Genomic DNA, 15,119 nt, shown 5'->3' on the forward strand with positions numbered 1-15,119 from the left:
GATGGCCACTGAGAACATCGTGATCGTGGGCGGCGGACTCGCCGGCGCCACCGCGGCCAAGACCCTCCGCGCCGAAGGGCATGGCGGGCCGGTGATCCTGCTGGCCGAGGAGCGGCACGAGCCGTACCTGCGCCCGCCGCTGTCCAAGGAATACCTGCTGGGCAAGGCCGGCGACGACGCCCTGCCGGTGGTTCCGGACGGCTGGTACGCGGAGAACGGGGTCGAACTGCGGCTGGGCGTCCCCGTCACCGGGATCGATCCGGCCGCCCGCACCGTGGCGTTCGGGGACGGCGGGACGCTGGGCTACGCCTCGCTGCTGCTGGCCACTGGGGCACGTCCGCGGAGCCTTCCGCTGTCCGGCAGCGGCCTGGCGGGGGTCGGGACGTTCCGGACCGTGGATGACAGCCTTCAACTGCGCTCCGGCCTGGCTGGCGGCGGCCGGAACGTGGTGATGATCGGCTCGGGCTGGATCGGTATGGAACTGGCCGCGGCGGCGAGCGCCTACGGAAACTCCGTCACCCTGCTGGGGCTGGAGGACGTGCCGCTGGGCACGGCGATCGGGCCCGAGCTGGGCGGCTTCTTCCGGTCGCTGCATGAGACGCACGGCGTCCGGTTCCGGCTCCCCGCCTCGGCCGCGGGGATCACGGGTGAGTCGGGGCGGGTCACCGGGGTGCTCACGGATGCCGGGGAGGTCCTGCCCGCGGATCTGGTGATCATCGCCGTGGGCGTCGTCCCCGAGGTGTCGCTGGCCGAGGCGGCGGGCATCGCGGTGCGGAACGGCATCCTCACGGACGCGGCGCTGCGGACCTCCGCGCCCGGAATTTTTGCGGCCGGCGACGTCGCCAACGCCCTGCACCCTTTTACCGGCGAGCATCACCGCAGCGAGCACTGGTCCAATGCCCTCAACGGCGGCAAGGTGGCGGGCAGGGCAATGCTCGGCCTGGACGCCGCGCTGGACGCGGTCCCCTATTTCTACACCGACCAGTTCGACGTCAGCATGGAGTATTCCGGGTTCCCGGCACTCACCGCCGGCCCGCCCACGATCCGCGGTTCGCTCGAGGAGAAGGAGTTCATCGCCTTCTGGCAGCGCGAGGGCAGGGTGGTCGCGGGCATGAGCGTGAACTGGCCCCGGTCCGCCAAACCCCAAAAGACCATCAAGCAGCTCATTTCAGCAAAAATCCCCGTGCGCCCTGAGGTCCTCTCTGACCCCGGCGTCCCGCTGGACCGGCTCCTGCCGGAGGCCTGACGGCGATCGGCCCGCCTAGTTTGGCCCGCCTAGTTTGTGCCGCCGGCGTTTGTGCCGCCGGCGGCGTGGCGGGCGACGGTTCCGGCGGTCTGGATGCTGGACTCATGCCCGGCCATGCCGGCCTGGCGCGCGCGGGCGAAGGCGCCGGCCAGCGCTGCCAGCAGCGCATCGACGTCGGCCCCGGTGGAGGAATGCCCCAGGCTGAAGCGCTGGGCTCCCCGGGCGGTGTCCTCGTCCAGTCCCATCGCCAGCAACACATGGGACGGCCGCGGAACCCCCGCCGTGCAGGCCGATCCCGTGGAGGATTCCACCCCGGCCAGGTCCAGCAGGAACAGCAGCGAGTCGCCTTCGCAGCCGGGAAAGGTGAAGTGGGCGTTACCCGGGAGCCGTCCCGCGCCGGGAGCCCCGCGCAGCACGGCGTCGGGCACGGCTGCCCGGACGCCGTCGATCAGCCGGTCCCGGAGCGCGGCGATGCGCGCCGCTTCCTCCGGAAGTCTGGCCGTGACGGCTTCGGCGGCCGCGGCAAACGCTGCGATCGAGGCGGTGTCGAGGGTTCCGGAGCGGACGTCGCGTTCCTGTCCCCCGCCGTGCTGGACCGGGGTCAGTTTCACGGCGCGGCCCAGCAGGAGGGCCCCCACGCCGACCGGGCCGCCGATCTTGTGCCCGGAGATGGACATGGCGTCGAGTCCGCTGGCACGGAAATCCACGGGCACAGAGCCGAACGCCTGGACCGCGTCCGAGTGGACGGGGACGCCGGCCCGGTGTGCCAGTTCGACAATCTCCGCGATGGGCTGGAGCGTGCCGACTTCGTTGTTGGCCCACATCACCGTGACCAGGGCGACCGACGCCGGGTCCCGGGAGAGCTCTGCGGCCAGCACGGCCAGGTCGACGACGCCATCGGCATCCACGGGCAGCCAGCAAACCTCGGCCCCCTCGTGCCGCTCAAGCCATTCGACAGTGTCCAGCACGGCGTGGTGCTCGATGGCGGAGCACAGGATGCGGGTGCGGGCCGGGTCCGCGGCGCGCCGGGCCCAGTACAGGCCCTTGACGGCAAGGTTGTCGGCTTCGGTCCCGCCCGAGGTGAAAATGACTTCGGAGGGATGCGCCCCGGCCGCGGCCGCCAGCACCTCGCGGGCATCCTCGACGGCGCGCCGGGCGCGGCGGCCGGATCCGTGCAGTGAGGACGGGTTGCCGGTCCGGGCCAGTTCGCGGGTCAGCGCAGCCAGGGCCTCCGGGGCGAGCGTGGTGGTGGCAGCATGATCAAGGTAGACGGGCACAGGGCAATTCTACCTGCGGGCACCTCACGTCACTGGTGTAGATTCGAGCGGTGAAAGCGTCCCTGTACCTGGTCCTGGCCACGCTGTTCTGGTCCGGGAACTTCATTGTCGGCCAGGCCGCCGTCGCCTCGATGACCGCCCTTGACCTCACGTTCTGGCGCTGGACCCTGGCGGCCGTGCCGCTGCTGCTCCTGGCCCACTTCGTGGAGAAACCCGACTGGAGCGCGGTCCTGCGCCGCTGGCCGGTGCTGCTGCTGCTGAGCGTGCTCGGCATGAGCGGTTATACGCTCCTGCTGTACGGGGCGCTCGGCCACACCTCCGCCGTGAACGCCGCCCTGATCACGGCGGCCAACCCTGCCCTGATCGTTGTGCTGGCCATCGTGCTGCTCGGCGAGAGGACGACACGGCTGGGCTGGCTCGGCATCTGTCTTGGCCTGCTTGGCGTGCTGCTGGTACTGACCCGCGGCGAGCTGCAGCGTGCCCTGAGTTTTTCCCTGAATCTGGGTGAGCTCATGATGATCGGCGCGATCATCGTCTGGGGCCTCTACACGATCATCGCCCGCAGGCTGGGCATCCCCGCCATCACGGCCACCGCCGTGCAGGTGGCGATGGCGACAATCACGCTGGCGCCCTTTGCTCTCGCCCTGAATGTGCGGCTTCCGGAGACGCCGTCCGAAGCCTGGTCGCTGGCATATATCGTCGTTTTCCCGTCGCTCGGCGCCTACCTGTTCTGGAATATCGCGCTCAAGACCACCCCGCCCGGGACCGCCGGGAACTACCTCAACCTGATCGTTGTGTTCACGGCGGTCATCACCGTGACCCTGGGGACGCCGCTCACGCTGGTCCAGATCGCCGGCGGCATCCTGGTGATTGCGGGCGTGTTGCTGACCGGTCGGAACGGGCAGCCGAAACCCGTTTTGGCCGCCCCGCCGCGCCTTGCCGCCTAGGCTCCGGGTTCCTGGGGCCCGATCCGGGCGCAGCACTGCGCCGGCCGCGCGGTTCCCTGCGCGCGGAGGTCTTTGATGTCAAGCGCTTGGACCCTGTCCGGGTCGATGCCGCAGCCTGCCGCGGCCCCGGCCAGGAAGGCACCGTTCATGGCGCAGACCACCTCGGTATGGCCTTCGGCGATGCGGTGGAAGGGACAGTTGAGCAGCACCAGGCCTCCCGCGCCGTCGTCCTCGGGACGGTAACCCTCAGCGGCGAGGAACCCGGCGAACGCGGCTCCCCCGGCTGGTGCGCCGGGATCCGCCGGCCCCGCCGCCCCGCCCGCGGTCCGGGCGGCGGCCTCCCCCCGCGTGTAGGCGGTGCGCAGCAGCGCGTCGCGCGCGTTACCGCCGCCGGCCGTTGACTCCTCAATGGCCGAGACGAGCAGCTCGGCGGCGAGATCGTAGTTCCGGTCCGGCACTGAGGCCGCGACCTCCCGGACAGCTGCCAGATACAGCTTGGCCGGGCGGCCCGAACCGGGCCCTCCCCTGCCGCCCAGTTTCCGGAACTCCACGGCCAGGAGCCCGTCGTGCACCAGCCGGTCCAGCTGGAAGGACGCCGTGCTCCTGGGTAGCCCGAGCGCACCGGCGGCATCGTCGCGGCTGACCGCGCACCCCGCCGAGGCGACGAAGTCGAACAGCTTCCGGCGGCTCTCGTCGCCCAGGGATGCGACGGCCGCGATCCTGCGGTTCCAGGGGGTTCGGATCATGGATTCAGCCTAACTCTAAAAACAAGATTCATTGCTTAATCATCCCGGCACTTCTAAAATCAAGCTATCTACTTTTAGAAGGAGTTTCCCATGAAATCCTCTGCAGCCCTGAACACCTCGGCCGGCCCCCTGACATCGGCTCCCGAGCGGCAGGCATTCCTGCTGCTGCGGACGGTCTTCACCGTCGCCCCCGTGATCTTCGGCCTGGACAAGTTCACCAACCTGCTCACCGACTGGACCATGTACCTGGCGCCCGTCGTCACGGATGTTGTGCCGCTCCCGGCGCAGACCATCATGTACGTGGTCGGCGTGGTGGAGATCGTCGCCGGCCTGGCAGTGGCGCTGAAGCCGCGGTTCGGCTCGCTGCTGGTCGCGGCCTGGCTCCTCGGAATCATCATCAACCTCATCGTGCTGGGCGGCTTTTACGACGTGGCACTGCGAGATTTCGGCCTGCTGGTCGGGGCGCTGGCCCTGAATCGGCTCGCCCAGCCAAAGCAGCAGTGAACGCGCTGGACTCAGCCGGACGGGGGAACGACGGCGATCCACGCTTCGGCGTCGGCCCGCGCCGCGGCCAGGGTCGCGGCGTCGGGGCACGAGGCGGACACGTACACGGACGAGCCCGCAGTGCTGAACAGCCGCGCGTAGATCGCCGTGGCCCGGGCGCCGGGGCGCTCTCCGCCCGTGTACACAAGCACCTCGACGCGCGGAGCCGGTTTGCCGGGTTCTCCGCCCCAGCGCAGGGTCTCCGGTTTCAGGTAGGCCGGAAGGATGCTGGCGTCGAGGTACTGGAAGAGCGCTTCCGTGGACGCCCTGTCGTCTCCGGACACGGCGAGGGCTGCCTGGTTGCTCCGGACCTTGGCCGCGACCACACAGCCGTCCTCCTTGACGTACTCGCTGGCTCCGGCCACGTTCTCCTTGCCCGGCGTCCACCGCGGCACATCGCGCAGCCCGTCGGACAGCCCGACAGGCACGCCGGCCGCCAGCGTGCCGCCGGCGGCGAAGGGCATGTCCCGCGCCGCGACTGCGGCGGCGTCGTGGCCGGGAGTGATGGTGGGCGTGGCCAGGGTCGGGGTCGCCGGCGCCGCCTTCGGTGCGGACGGGTCCGGAACGCCGACGCTGCAGCCGGCCAGCGCGGCCGCGACGGCGAGCGCCAGGAACGTGCGTTTCCCCCGCTGTCCGCGAAGGGCGCAACGGGGACCGGGGCGCGTGCCACTCATTGCCGTGACGCCGGTTTCCCGCTTGCTTCCCATGCCTGGCTCCGCCCCAATCCGCCCTGCCGGCTCCGCATTCCGGCCCGGCCCCCGCACGAGTCTAGACTCCCGCCGCGAAAGCATCGCCGGGCGACCCGGCCACCAGCCCCCATCCCAGGCTAAGCCAGGACCCATGACCCAGGAGCCGGCCCCCGGCCCCCGGGGCTAGGCCAGAACCCGCACGGCCCCGGGAACCACCTCGACGGTGAGAGGCAACGGCCCGATCCGCTCGCCGTCCGCATAGGCCACCACCGAGTCCGCGGACAGCTCCACCGTGCGGACCCGCCGGATGTGCACGGCCGGATGCCCGAGGTGGCCGCCGGAAAAGACCTTCGGAAAAACCGTCAGCAGGCCCAGCCGGGACAGCGGGCCGACAATAAAGAGGTCCAGGTGGCCGTCGTCGAGCACGGCGTCAGGCGTGATCTTCATGCCGCCGCCGATCGATTGGCCGTTGGCGACCGCAATCAGCATCGCGTCCTGCTGCCAGCGCTCGCCGTCGGCCGTCACGGTGTAAGTGATCGCCCGGAACGAGGCGAGTTCGCGGAGCATGGCAAGGAGGTAGCGGGCCCGGCCGCGGGGCCACCGCCAGGCGTTGGCCCGTTCGTTGACGGCTGCGTCGAACCCCGCGGACACCACACCGGCAAACCAGCGGGACGTCCCGGACGACGAGGCCCGTCCGGCGTCGATCAGCCGCCCGCCGGAGGCCAGGGCAGCGAGCACCGCCGCGCAGGCGCTGTGAACCTTGTGCGCCGGCACGCCGAGCGCCCGTGCCAGGTCGTTTCCGGTGCCGGTCGGGACAATCCCGAGCGGGACCGTGCCAAAGGGCAGGCCCGATCCGGCGAGGGCATTGACTCCGAGATGGACCATTCCGTCGCCGCCCACCACCACCAGCGCGTCGACTCCCGCGGCCAGGGCCTTGTCCACGGCCCGTGCCAGCGCGTCATAGGAGTCCTCGCACAGGACCAGTACCTCCGCCCCGGCGGCCCGGAAGTACGCGGCGGCTTCGTTGCCGGCGTGCCGCCCGCGGCCAAAGGAGGCCCGCGGGTTGACGGCGAGGGCGATCATCATGCGCTGAATTATGCCAGTGGCCGGGAACCTTCCGTGCCGGTACGCTCGTTCTTCCCCATGCCGGTTAAACTGGCCACGCCGGACGTCCAGGATGGGCTGGCACCACCGAGGCAAAGGATTCTTGCTTGACGCAGGGCAACAGCTCGCATTACCAGGTCCTCCGGATCCCCGTCACGGCGACGGAAAAGGAAATCAAAGTGGCCTACCGCAAGGCCGCCCGCACCGCGCACCCCGACCACGGCGGAGACCCGGCCGCCTTCCGGCGCGTCACGCTCGCGTACGAGACCCTGATCGATGCCAAGAGCCGGGCCGACTACGACCGGTCCTACGGCAGCGGCGTCGGCACCTTCGCCGGGCCCGCCCCCGACGAAGGGGCCCACTTCGATGCCCCGGCGGCCGGCAGCCGCGCCTCGGCCAATGTCCGGCGCCCCAACACGCCACGGAACACGGCCTCCGACGCCGCGGTCTACATCCCGCCCTTCGAGCAGTACGCCGGGACGGGCGAGGTGCCGCTGATCCCGGAGAGCCTCGCCAGCCAGCAGGTCCACGGGCTGCCCCGGAGGCGCGGCATCTTCGGGGCCGAGGCCCGGATCCAGCGGGAGATGCGGACAGTGCAGCTCATCAGCCGGCAGATCCTCCCCGCCATCCCGGCCGCACGGCTCATCAACGGGCTGCAGTCCCCGGCGGACAACAGCCACATCGACCACGTCGTGCTCGCCGGCTACCGCATGGCAATCATCGGCTCGATGCTGCTGCCGCCGGGGGCCTATGCCTGGAACGGCAGCGCCCTGACCCACGGCGGACGGTCCATCGCACCGCCCCAGCTGGCCCACGTGGTGCGCCGGATGCAGGACATCTTCCCGGAACTGAACGTCACCGGCTGGACCGTGGTCCACAGCACGGACGGCAACCTGCACGAGCCGGTGATCGACCGGCACCGCCGCTCGGGGGCGCACGAGACCGTGCAGGTGGTCAACGCCGCCGGGCTCGCCCGCGGGCTCAAGCAGTTCCTTAGTTCCGGCCCGGCCCCCAACACGGTCATCGTCCCGGTGCTGGCCCGGCTGCTGCGCGGGATGCACTAGCAGGCTCGCTAGGATGGGACCGTGTTCCGCATCCTCTTCCACGCCCCAGAAATCCCCGGCAATACCGGCAACGCGATCCGGCTGGCCGCCATCACCGGGGCCGAGCTGCACCTGGTCGAGCCCCTGGGCTTCGATTTCTCCGACGCCAAGCTGCGCCGGGCCGGCCTCGACTACCACGACCTCGCCGTCGTGACCGTCCACCCGGACATCGGCGCGGCCTGGGCCGCCCTCGCTCCGGAGCGCGTGTTCGCGTTCACCTCCGACGGCGAGGCGTCCTACACCGACATCAGCTACCGGCCCGGGGACGTCCTGCTGTTCGGCCGGGAATCGGTGGGCCTGCCCGAGGAACTCAAACACGACCCCCACGTCACGTCCCGCGTCCGGCTGCCGATGCTGCCCGCGCTGCGCTCGCTGAACCTTGCGAACGCGGCCTCGATCGCGGTCTACGAGGCGTGGCGCCAGAACGGATTTGCCGGCGCCAGGCTTTAGGCACCGCAACTTTTCCCCCGCCCGCCCCATCCGGGTGCCCGGCCGTCCCGAATCACTGCTGAAGCCCAGTTCCATCCACGGGCGCAGCGTACGGGGAAGGGAGCGAGGAGCGGCAGGTGACAACCATGCAGGTGGATAGATGTCCATCCCGGCGTGTTGCGGGCGACCACGACCCCGCAGCATCACGCCCTGACCCGCGATCGGCGGCGGGCACCTTATGCTTGAAGGTGATGGACACTCCCAACGCCCCGATTCCCGAGGCCGCCGCTCCCCCTGGCACGCCGGCCGATGTGAACCGCCGCCTCGGCGCACTGCTGGAGCAGATTGCCGCCGGCGACCAGGCAGCCTTCGCCGAGTTCTATGAACTCACCTCCCGGCGCGTCTTCGGCATGGCCCGGCGGGTACTCATCGACGTGGAACTCAGTGAGGACACCACCCAGGAGGTCTTCCTCCAGGTCTGGCAGAACGCCTCCAAGTTCAACCCCGAGGCCGGCAGCCCGCTCGCCTGGCTGATGACCATCTCGCACCGCAGGGCCGTGGACAAGGTCCGTTCCTCCCAGTCCTCCACCGACCGGGAAGCGAAATACGGCGCCAGCAGCCAGGACATCGACCACGATTCGGTCTCCGACGAGGTCGGCAGCCGGCTGGAGGCCGAGGCTGTGGTCCGGTGCCTGGCGACGCTGACCGATACACAACAGGAATCCGTGCGGCTGGCCTACTACGGCGGCCTCACCTACCGGGAAGTCGCAGAAAAGCTCAACGCTGCGGTCCCCACCATCAAGTCCCGCATCCGCGACGGACTGATCCGACTGAAGACCTGTCTGGGGGTGAGTTGAGATGACCGACACAAACGCACAGAACAGCGGCCGCGTCCCCGGCGGCTTTGCAGCCGATATCGCCACGGACCTCGCCTCGGGACGCGCGGCAGACCTCGCCGAGGTGTACGCCCTGGACGCCGTGGACGACGCCGACCGCGCGGCCATCGAGGGTTACCTCCTCTCGGCTCCGCAGGCCGAACGGGCCGCCTTCAATGAGCGCGTCCGTCAGGCCCGGGAGACCCTCGCGACCAGCTTCGCCGCCGAGGAAGAGCCGCCGGCCGGCCTGCTGGACCGGATCATGGCGTCCCTGCCCAGCCAGGACGCCCCGGCAGCGCCGGACGCCCACGCGGTCCACGGGCCGTCGGCGGTCCCGCCGGTCGTCGCCCGTCCCGTCCGGGAGCCCTCCGCGCCCGCTGTCACCGACGAACTCGGCGACGCCCGCAAGCGCCGGGAGGAACGACGCCGGCCGCAGGGTATGCGCGGCTGGCTCGTCGGCGTGGCGGCCGCAGCCATCATCGCCCTGGGCGGGGTCGGCGTCGGGGCCTACGTGGCGAACCAGAACGATCCGCTGAATCAGGTCCTGCAGGCCGGCGATGTGCGGCAGGCGACTGTCAACGTCACCGGCGGCGGCACGGCGACCGTGTCCGTCTCGCCGTCCAAGGACGCGATCGTCGTGAAGATGAACGACGTCCCGCCGCCGCCCGCCGGCAAGGTCTACCAGATGTGGCTGATACCCAAGGACGGCTCGGCCCCGGTGTCCCAGGGCCTGATGGACGCGGAGGCGTTATCCAAGCCGGCCGTCGTCAAGGGCATCAGCACGGCGTCAGCCCTCGGCATCACGGTGGAACCGACCGGCGGATCGGCGTCGCCGACCACGCCGACCGTGGCCGCGGCCCCGCTGGGAGCCTAGGGCCGGGGCCACGCCCCAACCCACGCACCACAGAAGCCGGGCAGGCCGTGGACCTCCTGAAGGGTCCACAGCCTGCCCGGCTTTTATGCTGCCTCAGCTACATGGCGGGTTCGGCTACGGCCTGCCAACGTCGCCGCAGGGCTCCCGGGCGCCGCGGCATCCGGCGTCGAGGTCGAGCCGGTCGATAATTTCCTGCGCTTCGTCCGCAGGTGCCGAGCTGACGCTGAGGGTGATGAAGTTTTCGTCCGCGGTGGGGGCCTCAAGCGCCTCGAACTGGGACTCCAGCAGGGACGGGGGCATGAAGTGCCCGTGCCGGGATGCCAGCCGGTCCGAGATCCGGTCCCTGCTCCCGTCGAGGAACACGAAGACCACACCGTCGCCGCGCAGGACATCCCGGTAGCGCTTCTTGAGTGCCGAACAGGTGACGACGCCGGGGATGCCGGAGTCTGTGTGCTGCCGGATCCAGCCGGCGATGCTTTCCAGCCAGGGCCCGCGGTCGGCGTCGGTCAGGGGCTGCCCGGCCTGCATCTTCGCCACGTTCGACGCGGGGTGCAGATCATCGCCTTCCGCAAAATCCCAGCCCAGCCGGCTGGCCAGCAGGCCGGCCACGGTTGACTTTCCCGATCCGGAAACGCCCATGATCACGAGCACGGGGTGCTGCGCAGTCTTCGCCATCAAAGCCTGTCTTCCTCAAATAAATATGATTTAAACACCAGCTTATGGGAGAGGGCAGCCCGGGGGCAAGGGCTAGAACCCGGCGATGGTCCCCGCTCCGTTGACTGTGACGACGTGGAACGCCTCCGCGCTGCGGCCGGACGGGAGGCTGCCCCGTTCCGCGGTCCGGAGCATCAGCCCGCGGACGGTGCGGTCCATGGCCTCGATGTCCGGGTGCTGGCTGACGTGGATATGGATCGCGGCGAGCTTGGCTGCGACGTGTTCGGTGACGTCGACGACGTGGTTTTCGCGTTCCTCCGGCCCGGCGTAGAGCCACAGCCACGGCAGTTTGTATGCCTCCAGCCCCGCCTCGGCCAGCTCGGGATACGCGAACGGGTTCTCCAGCGCCGGATACACCGCCCGGGTCACCGCCTCCCCCACCGCCAGATGGTCGGGGTGGCTCTTCTGGATCCGGTTCCAGTTCCGTTCCGGGTGCATCGAGAGCACGACGTCGGGGCGCAGCCGGCGGATCAGCCGCACCACCTCCCGGATCACGGCGTGCGAGGGCTCAAGGTAGCCGTCGCGCTCGTGCAGGTAGTGGATGTCGGTCACTCCGACGAGCGCGGCGGCACGTTGCTGTTCCTCGTTCCGCAGCCTGACAATCTCGTCCCGTTGCGCCGGATCAAAACCGCCGGCATCCCCGTCGGTCATGATGCAGTAGCTGACCTGCACCCCCGCGGCGGTCCAGGCCGCGATTGTGCCCGCGGCGCCGAAGTCGATGTCGTCCGGGTGCGCGGCGAAACAAAGCACCCGCTCGATCCGGTGGTGGTCCGGATCGAACGGGCTGCGCGCCTGTGCGGCGAAGGTGTTCAAGGAATCAGCCCTTGCGTTTCTTGATCTCTGCGGTTGCCTGCGGCAGGACCTGGAAGAGGTCCCCGATGATGCCGAAGTCGGCGATCTCGAAGACCGGCGACTCGGCATCCTTGTTCACGGCCACAATCACCTTGGCGGTCTGCATGCCGGCTTTTTGCTGGACGGCGCCGGAGATGCCCGCCGAGATGTACAGCTGGGGGGACACGGTCTTGCCGGTCTGGCCGATCTGCGCGTCGTGGCCGATCCAGCCGGCGTCCGTGGCGGCGCGGGAGGCGCCGATGGCGGCACCGAGGGCATCGGCCAGCTCTTCCACCGGGCCGAAGTTCCCGTCGACGCCGCGGCCGCCGGCCACCACAATCCGCGCCTCTGCGAGGTCCGGGCGGCCGCTGGCGGCCTTCTCGTTGCGGGCCGTGATCCGGGCCGAGGCCGCGGTGGCGGTCTCCGGCACCTCGACGGTGACGGTTCCCGGCGCGGTGCCGGTGACGGCGGGTTCGGGGGTGATGCTGTTGGCTTTGACGGTCAGGACCGCGACCGGCGTTGTCGCCTTCGCCGTGGTGGTCCAGGAGCCGGCCAGCACGGACTTGTGCGCGGTTCCGTCCGGGTCCACGGCGACGACGTCGGTGATGACGCCGGCACCGAGCTTGATGCCCAGTCTCGCCGCGATTTCCCTGGCCTCCGCCGAGTTCTCGGTCAGCACGACCGTGGCATGGGCGGTCAGCACGGCGGCGGCCAGGTAGGAGGCCTTGGGGCCGACGAGGTAGTCGTCGAGGTCCGCCGCGGAGGGCCGGTACAGCGTCTGGGCGCCGTAGGCCCCCAGCGTCGCCGCGACGTCGTCGTGCAGCTCGCCGTTGAAGGCGACCGCCGGCTCGCCCAGGGACCGGGCAATGGTGAGCAGCTCCAGGCTGGCCTTCTTCAGGGCCGGGCCGGGGTTGTCAATGAATACAAGCACTTTTGCCATGTCTGGGAATCCCCTTAGAGCAGCTTCTGGGCGGCCAGGAACTCGACCAGCTTGATGCCGGCGTCGCCCTCGTCGGTGATGATGGTGCCGGCGGTGCGCGCCGGGCGTACCTCGGCGGCTTCGACGGCGGTCCATGATCCGGACCGCCCGACCTGTGCGGGGTCGACGCCGATGTCCGCAAGGCTCAGCGTGGTGATGGTCTTCTTCTTCGCCGCCATGATGCCCTTGAAGTTCGGATAACGCGGGTCGTTGACCTGGTCCGTGACCGAAACGAGGGCGGGCAGGGTGGCCTCGACCGTGTCCGCGTGCGAGTCGCCGTCGCGGCGGGCGGTGAGTTTGCCGCCGTCGAGCTCCAGCGAGGACGCGAACGTGACCTGCGGAAGGTCGAGTCGCTCAGCGAGCTGGGCCGGGACCAGGGACGTTTCGCCGTCGGTGGAGGCCATGCCGGTGATGACGAGGTCTGCGGGGGTGTCCGCGCCGAGGTGGCGGATGGCGGCGGCCAGTGCCAGCGAGGTGGCCGCGGCGTCGGACCCGGCCAGCGCCTCGTCGCTGAGGTGGACGCCTTCGGTGGCGCCGATCTGCAGGGACTTCTTCACCGCGTTGACCGCACCGGCGGGACCCATGCTCAGGGCAATGACCTTGTTGCCGGCCGCTTCGCCGCCGCGGGCCTCGATCAGCTGGAGCGCGGCTTCGAGCGCGTACTCATCCAGTTCGGACAGGATGCTCTCGGAGCGGTCCGCCGTGTTGCCCTCGCCCGTGAGGTGTCGGTCGAACTGGGCGTCAGGGACGTGCTTGACCAGCACGATGATCTTCAATGTCTCTTCCACTGTGTTTACAGCAGCCTTCCATGCGGGTGGACAGCCAGCCGGGTGGGGTCGTGGCCACGGAACGCCCGGGGGTGCCGGGTTGATCCTAGCTAACCACATCGGGGGGCACGGCCACGGCTTGGGTTAAGGCCTGTGTCAGGGCTGCGCCGTGCGGGCAGGTGCGCGGCACGCCGCAGGCCGGGCGGCACCTGAGGGTGCCGCCCGGCCTGCGGATGGTGGCGCCGTGCTCTGTTCCTACTGCTCGGCGGCCGCGCCGAGGGTCACGTCCAGCTGCTGTTCCTTGCCGTCGCGGAGGACGGTGACCTTGACCGAGGCCCCGGCGGGCTGCTCGCGCACGGCCGCGGTCAGCTGGTTCGGGTCGCTGATCGTGAGGTCCTGGAACTTCGTCACGACGTCGCCGACCTTGACGCCGGCCTTGTCCGCGGCGGAGCCGGGCTCCACCGTGGCGACCTCTGCCCCGATGGAGAAACCGGAGGCCGAGGAGCTCGCGGTCTTCTGCTTCACGCTGACGCCGAACTGGCCGTGGGTGGCCTTGCCCGTGCTGATGATCTCCTGGGCGACCCGCTTGGCGTGGTTGATCGGGATGCTGAAGCCAACCCCGATGTTGCCGCTGCTGGCGGAGTCGCCGCCGGCGGAGGCGATCGCGACGTTCACGCCGATGATCTCACCCTTTGTGTTGACCAGGGCACCGCCGGAGTTGCCCGGGTTGATGGCGGCATCGGTCTGGATCACGTTGATCGAGATGCTTCCCTGGTTGGTGGTGCTCTGGCCCTGTCCGCCGTCCGGCGGGGCGAACTGGAAGCCTTGGTCGCCGCCCTGGGGGTTGTCGGCGCCTTCCTTGGGCGCGGCCGAGGAGGCAACACTGATCGTGCGGTTCAGGGTCGAGACGATGCCGTCGGTCACGGTTCCCGTGAGGCCAAGGGGCGATCCGATCGCGACGGCGGTATCGCCGACGTTCAGCTTGCCGGAGTCGCCCAGGACTGCCGGGACCAGCCCGGAACCGTTCTGGATCTTCACCACGGCGAGGTCGGACAGCGGATCAGTGCCGACGATCTCGGCGCTGTAGACCCGGCCGTCGCTCATCCGGACTTCGATCGCGGCGTTGGCCGCCGTGCCGTCGAGGGTGACGACGTGGGTGTTCGTGAGGACATGGCCCTCGCCGTCCAGGATGATGCCGGAGCCCGTGCCGCCCTCGCTGCCGCTGGAGGCCTTGATGGTGACGACACTGGGGGTCGCCTTCACGGCGGCCGCGGTGATGGCGTTCACGTCTTCGCGGTTGTTCACGATGACAGGGCCGGCCTGGCTGCTGCTGCCGGATCCCGTGGACATGATGGCCGGGTCCTCCAGCAGCTGTGTGGCGCCTGCGACGACGCCGCCGCCGACCAGCCCCGCTGCGAGGATGCTGGCCACGAGGGTGGGGACGCCGAAGGCAGCCTTGCGCTTCGGGGCGTGGGCCGGGTTGGTCGCATACGGCGACCCGGGCTGGTTGCTCCCGTAGCCGCCCTGCTGCTGGCCGTAGGGCCCCTGGGCGTACTGCGGGTTGCCGTGCTGGTCACGCGTCGGCTGGTGCTGGCCGAAGGCGGAGTTTCCGGCCGGCGGGCCGTACCCGGGTGCGGGCTGGGCGGGCTGACCCGGGGCGTGGCCCTGCTGCGGGTGTTCCTGGTGTGCACCGAACTGCTGCGTCTCCGGCGCCGGGGGACGGCCGTAGGACGGCTGGTGCTGCGGGTAGACCGGCTGCGGGGGGTTGTCCGCGGCCTGGTCCAGCCGGAGCGTCGGATTCTCGTGGGCTGAGTCCGGCGCGGGGGCAGCCTGCGGGACCCCCGGAGCGCCCTCGTTCGGCGTGGCCGGCTCGCGGTTCTCTGGTGTCGCGCCCTGCGCTGGGTTCTCAGTCATAAGACTTCCTTTCATCCTCGTCTCTATTAACTATGGACGATCTCACTGATACTAGGGCGCACGTTTGCTGGGAGATTGCTG

16 protein-coding genes are annotated in these 15,119 nt (G+C 70.1%); 7 read left to right on the top strand and 9 right to left on the bottom strand.

What is annotated here, in order from left to right; translation table 11 throughout:
• The first annotated feature begins 1 nt into the window (after position 1).
• Positions 2-1,246 carry an NAD(P)/FAD-dependent oxidoreductase gene (locus AC06G6_RS13590; protein ID WP_479828679.1) on the top strand — a complete coding sequence of 415 codons (1,245 nt, stop codon included), beginning with the start codon at positions 2-4 and terminating at the stop codon, positions 1,244-1,246.
• A 29-nt stretch (positions 1,247-1,275) separates the two neighbouring features.
• Here AC06G6_RS13590 and AC06G6_RS13595 read toward each other — a convergent pair whose 3' ends face one another.
• Complete coding sequence (locus AC06G6_RS13595) at positions 1,276-2,523, bottom strand: cysteine desulfurase family protein (RefSeq protein WP_479822850.1); 1,248 nt, start codon at positions 2,521-2,523, stop codon at positions 1,276-1,278.
• A 50-nt stretch (positions 2,524-2,573) separates the two neighbouring features.
• Between AC06G6_RS13595 and AC06G6_RS13600 the strand changes: the two genes are divergently transcribed.
• Positions 2,574-3,470 carry a DMT family transporter gene (locus AC06G6_RS13600; RefSeq protein ID WP_479822852.1) on the top strand — a complete coding sequence of 299 codons (897 nt, stop codon included), beginning with the start codon at positions 2,574-2,576 and terminating at the stop codon, positions 3,468-3,470.
• On the opposite strand, the gene AC06G6_RS13605 is transcribed toward AC06G6_RS13600, so the two are convergent.
• Complete coding sequence (locus AC06G6_RS13605) at positions 3,467-4,216, bottom strand: helix-turn-helix domain-containing protein (protein WP_479822854.1); 750 nt, start codon at positions 4,214-4,216, stop codon at positions 3,467-3,469. The genes AC06G6_RS13600 and AC06G6_RS13605 overlap by 4 nt on opposite strands.
• Positions 4,217-4,306: 90 nt before the next feature.
• On the opposite strand from AC06G6_RS13605, the gene AC06G6_RS13610 reads away from it, so the two are divergent.
• Complete coding sequence (locus tag AC06G6_RS13610) at positions 4,307-4,720, top strand: hypothetical protein (protein ID WP_479822856.1); 414 nt, start codon at positions 4,307-4,309, stop codon at positions 4,718-4,720.
• An 11-nt stretch (positions 4,721-4,731) separates the two neighbouring features.
• Here the strand turns inward: AC06G6_RS13610 and AC06G6_RS13615 are convergent, their stop codons facing one another.
• Together AC06G6_RS13615 and AC06G6_RS13620 are read right to left on the bottom strand one after the other, a co-directional pair.
• Positions 4,732-5,466 carry a hypothetical protein gene (locus AC06G6_RS13615; protein ID WP_479822858.1) on the bottom strand — a complete coding sequence of 245 codons (735 nt, stop codon included), beginning with the start codon at positions 5,464-5,466 and terminating at the stop codon, positions 4,732-4,734.
• 165 nt (positions 5,467-5,631) lie between these two features.
• On the bottom strand, positions 5,632-6,534 hold the full coding sequence (locus AC06G6_RS13620) for a diacylglycerol/lipid kinase family protein (protein WP_479822860.1): 903 nt from the start codon (positions 6,532-6,534) through the stop codon (positions 5,632-5,634).
• 125 nt (positions 6,535-6,659) lie between these two features.
• Here AC06G6_RS13620 and AC06G6_RS13625 point away from each other — a divergent pair, with 125 nt between their 5' ends.
• From AC06G6_RS13625 to AC06G6_RS13640, 4 genes are all read left to right on the top strand, one after another.
• Positions 6,660-7,616, top strand: coding sequence for a J domain-containing protein (locus AC06G6_RS13625; protein WP_479822862.1), 957 nt, complete (start codon positions 6,660-6,662; stop codon positions 7,614-7,616).
• 21 nt (positions 7,617-7,637) lie between these two features.
• Entirely contained in the window at positions 7,638-8,105 is a 468-nt protein-coding gene (locus AC06G6_RS13630) for a tRNA (cytidine(34)-2'-O)-methyltransferase (protein WP_307460005.1), read from the top strand.
• Between the two features lie 230 nt (positions 8,106-8,335).
• Positions 8,336-8,941: an ECF RNA polymerase sigma factor SigK gene (gene sigK, locus AC06G6_RS13635; RefSeq protein WP_307460007.1), complete on the top strand. Its 606-nt coding sequence runs from the start codon at positions 8,336-8,338 to the stop codon at positions 8,939-8,941.
• Between the two features lies 1 nt (position 8,942).
• Positions 8,943-9,833 carry an anti-sigma factor gene (locus tag AC06G6_RS13640; protein ID WP_479822865.1) on the top strand — a complete coding sequence of 297 codons (891 nt, stop codon included), beginning with the start codon at positions 8,943-8,945 and terminating at the stop codon, positions 9,831-9,833.
• A gap of 114 nt (positions 9,834-9,947) precedes the next feature.
• On the opposite strand, the gene AC06G6_RS13645 is transcribed toward AC06G6_RS13640, so the two are convergent.
• The 5 genes from AC06G6_RS13645 to AC06G6_RS13665 all read right to left on the bottom strand — a co-directional run bounded on the left by AC06G6_RS13645 (position 9,948) and on the right by AC06G6_RS13665 (position 15,038).
• Positions 9,948-10,508, bottom strand: coding sequence for a gluconokinase (locus AC06G6_RS13645; protein WP_479822867.1), 561 nt, complete (start codon positions 10,506-10,508; stop codon positions 9,948-9,950).
• Between the two features lie 72 nt (positions 10,509-10,580).
• Positions 10,581-11,360 (bottom strand): PIG-L deacetylase family protein, encoded by a 780-nt coding sequence (locus tag AC06G6_RS13650; RefSeq protein WP_479822869.1) that lies wholly within the window; start codon positions 11,358-11,360, stop codon positions 10,581-10,583.
• 4 nt (positions 11,361-11,364) lie between these two features.
• Positions 11,365-12,318, bottom strand: a complete 954-nt coding sequence (locus AC06G6_RS13655) for an electron transfer flavoprotein subunit alpha/FixB family protein (protein ID WP_479822871.1) — start codon at positions 12,316-12,318, stop codon at positions 11,365-11,367.
• 14 nt (positions 12,319-12,332) lie between these two features.
• Positions 12,333-13,133: an electron transfer flavoprotein subunit beta/FixA family protein gene (locus AC06G6_RS13660; protein WP_479828681.1), complete on the bottom strand. Its 801-nt coding sequence runs from the start codon at positions 13,131-13,133 to the stop codon at positions 12,333-12,335.
• A 246-nt stretch (positions 13,134-13,379) separates the two neighbouring features.
• On the bottom strand, positions 13,380-15,038 hold the full coding sequence (locus tag AC06G6_RS13665) for a S1C family serine protease (protein ID WP_479822873.1): 1,659 nt from the start codon (positions 15,036-15,038) through the stop codon (positions 13,380-13,382).
• Positions 15,039-15,119: the final 81 nt, after the last annotated feature.

The sequence above is a fragment of the Arthrobacter sp. CJL-S3 genome (assembly GCF_056711635.1).

What these genes read in the sequence shown, in the direction of transcription:
- AC06G6_RS13590 (WP_479828679.1), top strand. Translation starts at nt 2, where the DNA reads ATGGCCACTGAGAACATCGTGATCGTGGGCGGCGGACTCGCCGGCGCC.
- AC06G6_RS13605 (WP_479822854.1), bottom strand. Translation starts at nt 4,216, where the DNA reads ATGATCCGAACCCCCTGGAACCGCAGGATCGCGGCCGTCGCATCCCTG.
- AC06G6_RS13610 (WP_479822856.1), top strand. Translation starts at nt 4,307, where the DNA reads ATGAAATCCTCTGCAGCCCTGAACACCTCGGCCGGCCCCCTGACATCG.
- AC06G6_RS13615 (WP_479822858.1), bottom strand. Translation starts at nt 5,466, where the DNA reads ATGGGAAGCAAGCGGGAAACCGGCGTCACGGCAATGAGTGGCACGCGC.
- AC06G6_RS13620 (WP_479822860.1), bottom strand. Translation starts at nt 6,534, where the DNA reads ATGATGATCGCCCTCGCCGTCAACCCGCGGGCCTCCTTTGGCCGCGGG.
- sigK (WP_307460007.1), top strand. Translation starts at nt 8,336, where the DNA reads ATGGACACTCCCAACGCCCCGATTCCCGAGGCCGCCGCTCCCCCTGGC.
- AC06G6_RS13640 (WP_479822865.1), top strand. Translation starts at nt 8,943, where the DNA reads ATGACCGACACAAACGCACAGAACAGCGGCCGCGTCCCCGGCGGCTTT.
- AC06G6_RS13645 (WP_479822867.1), bottom strand. Translation starts at nt 10,508, where the DNA reads ATGGCGAAGACTGCGCAGCACCCCGTGCTCGTGATCATGGGCGTTTCC.
- AC06G6_RS13655 (WP_479822871.1), bottom strand. Translation starts at nt 12,318, where the DNA reads ATGGCAAAAGTGCTTGTATTCATTGACAACCCCGGCCCGGCCCTGAAG.
- AC06G6_RS13665 (WP_479822873.1), bottom strand. Translation starts at nt 15,038, where the DNA reads ATGACTGAGAACCCAGCGCAGGGCGCGACACCAGAGAACCGCGAGCCG.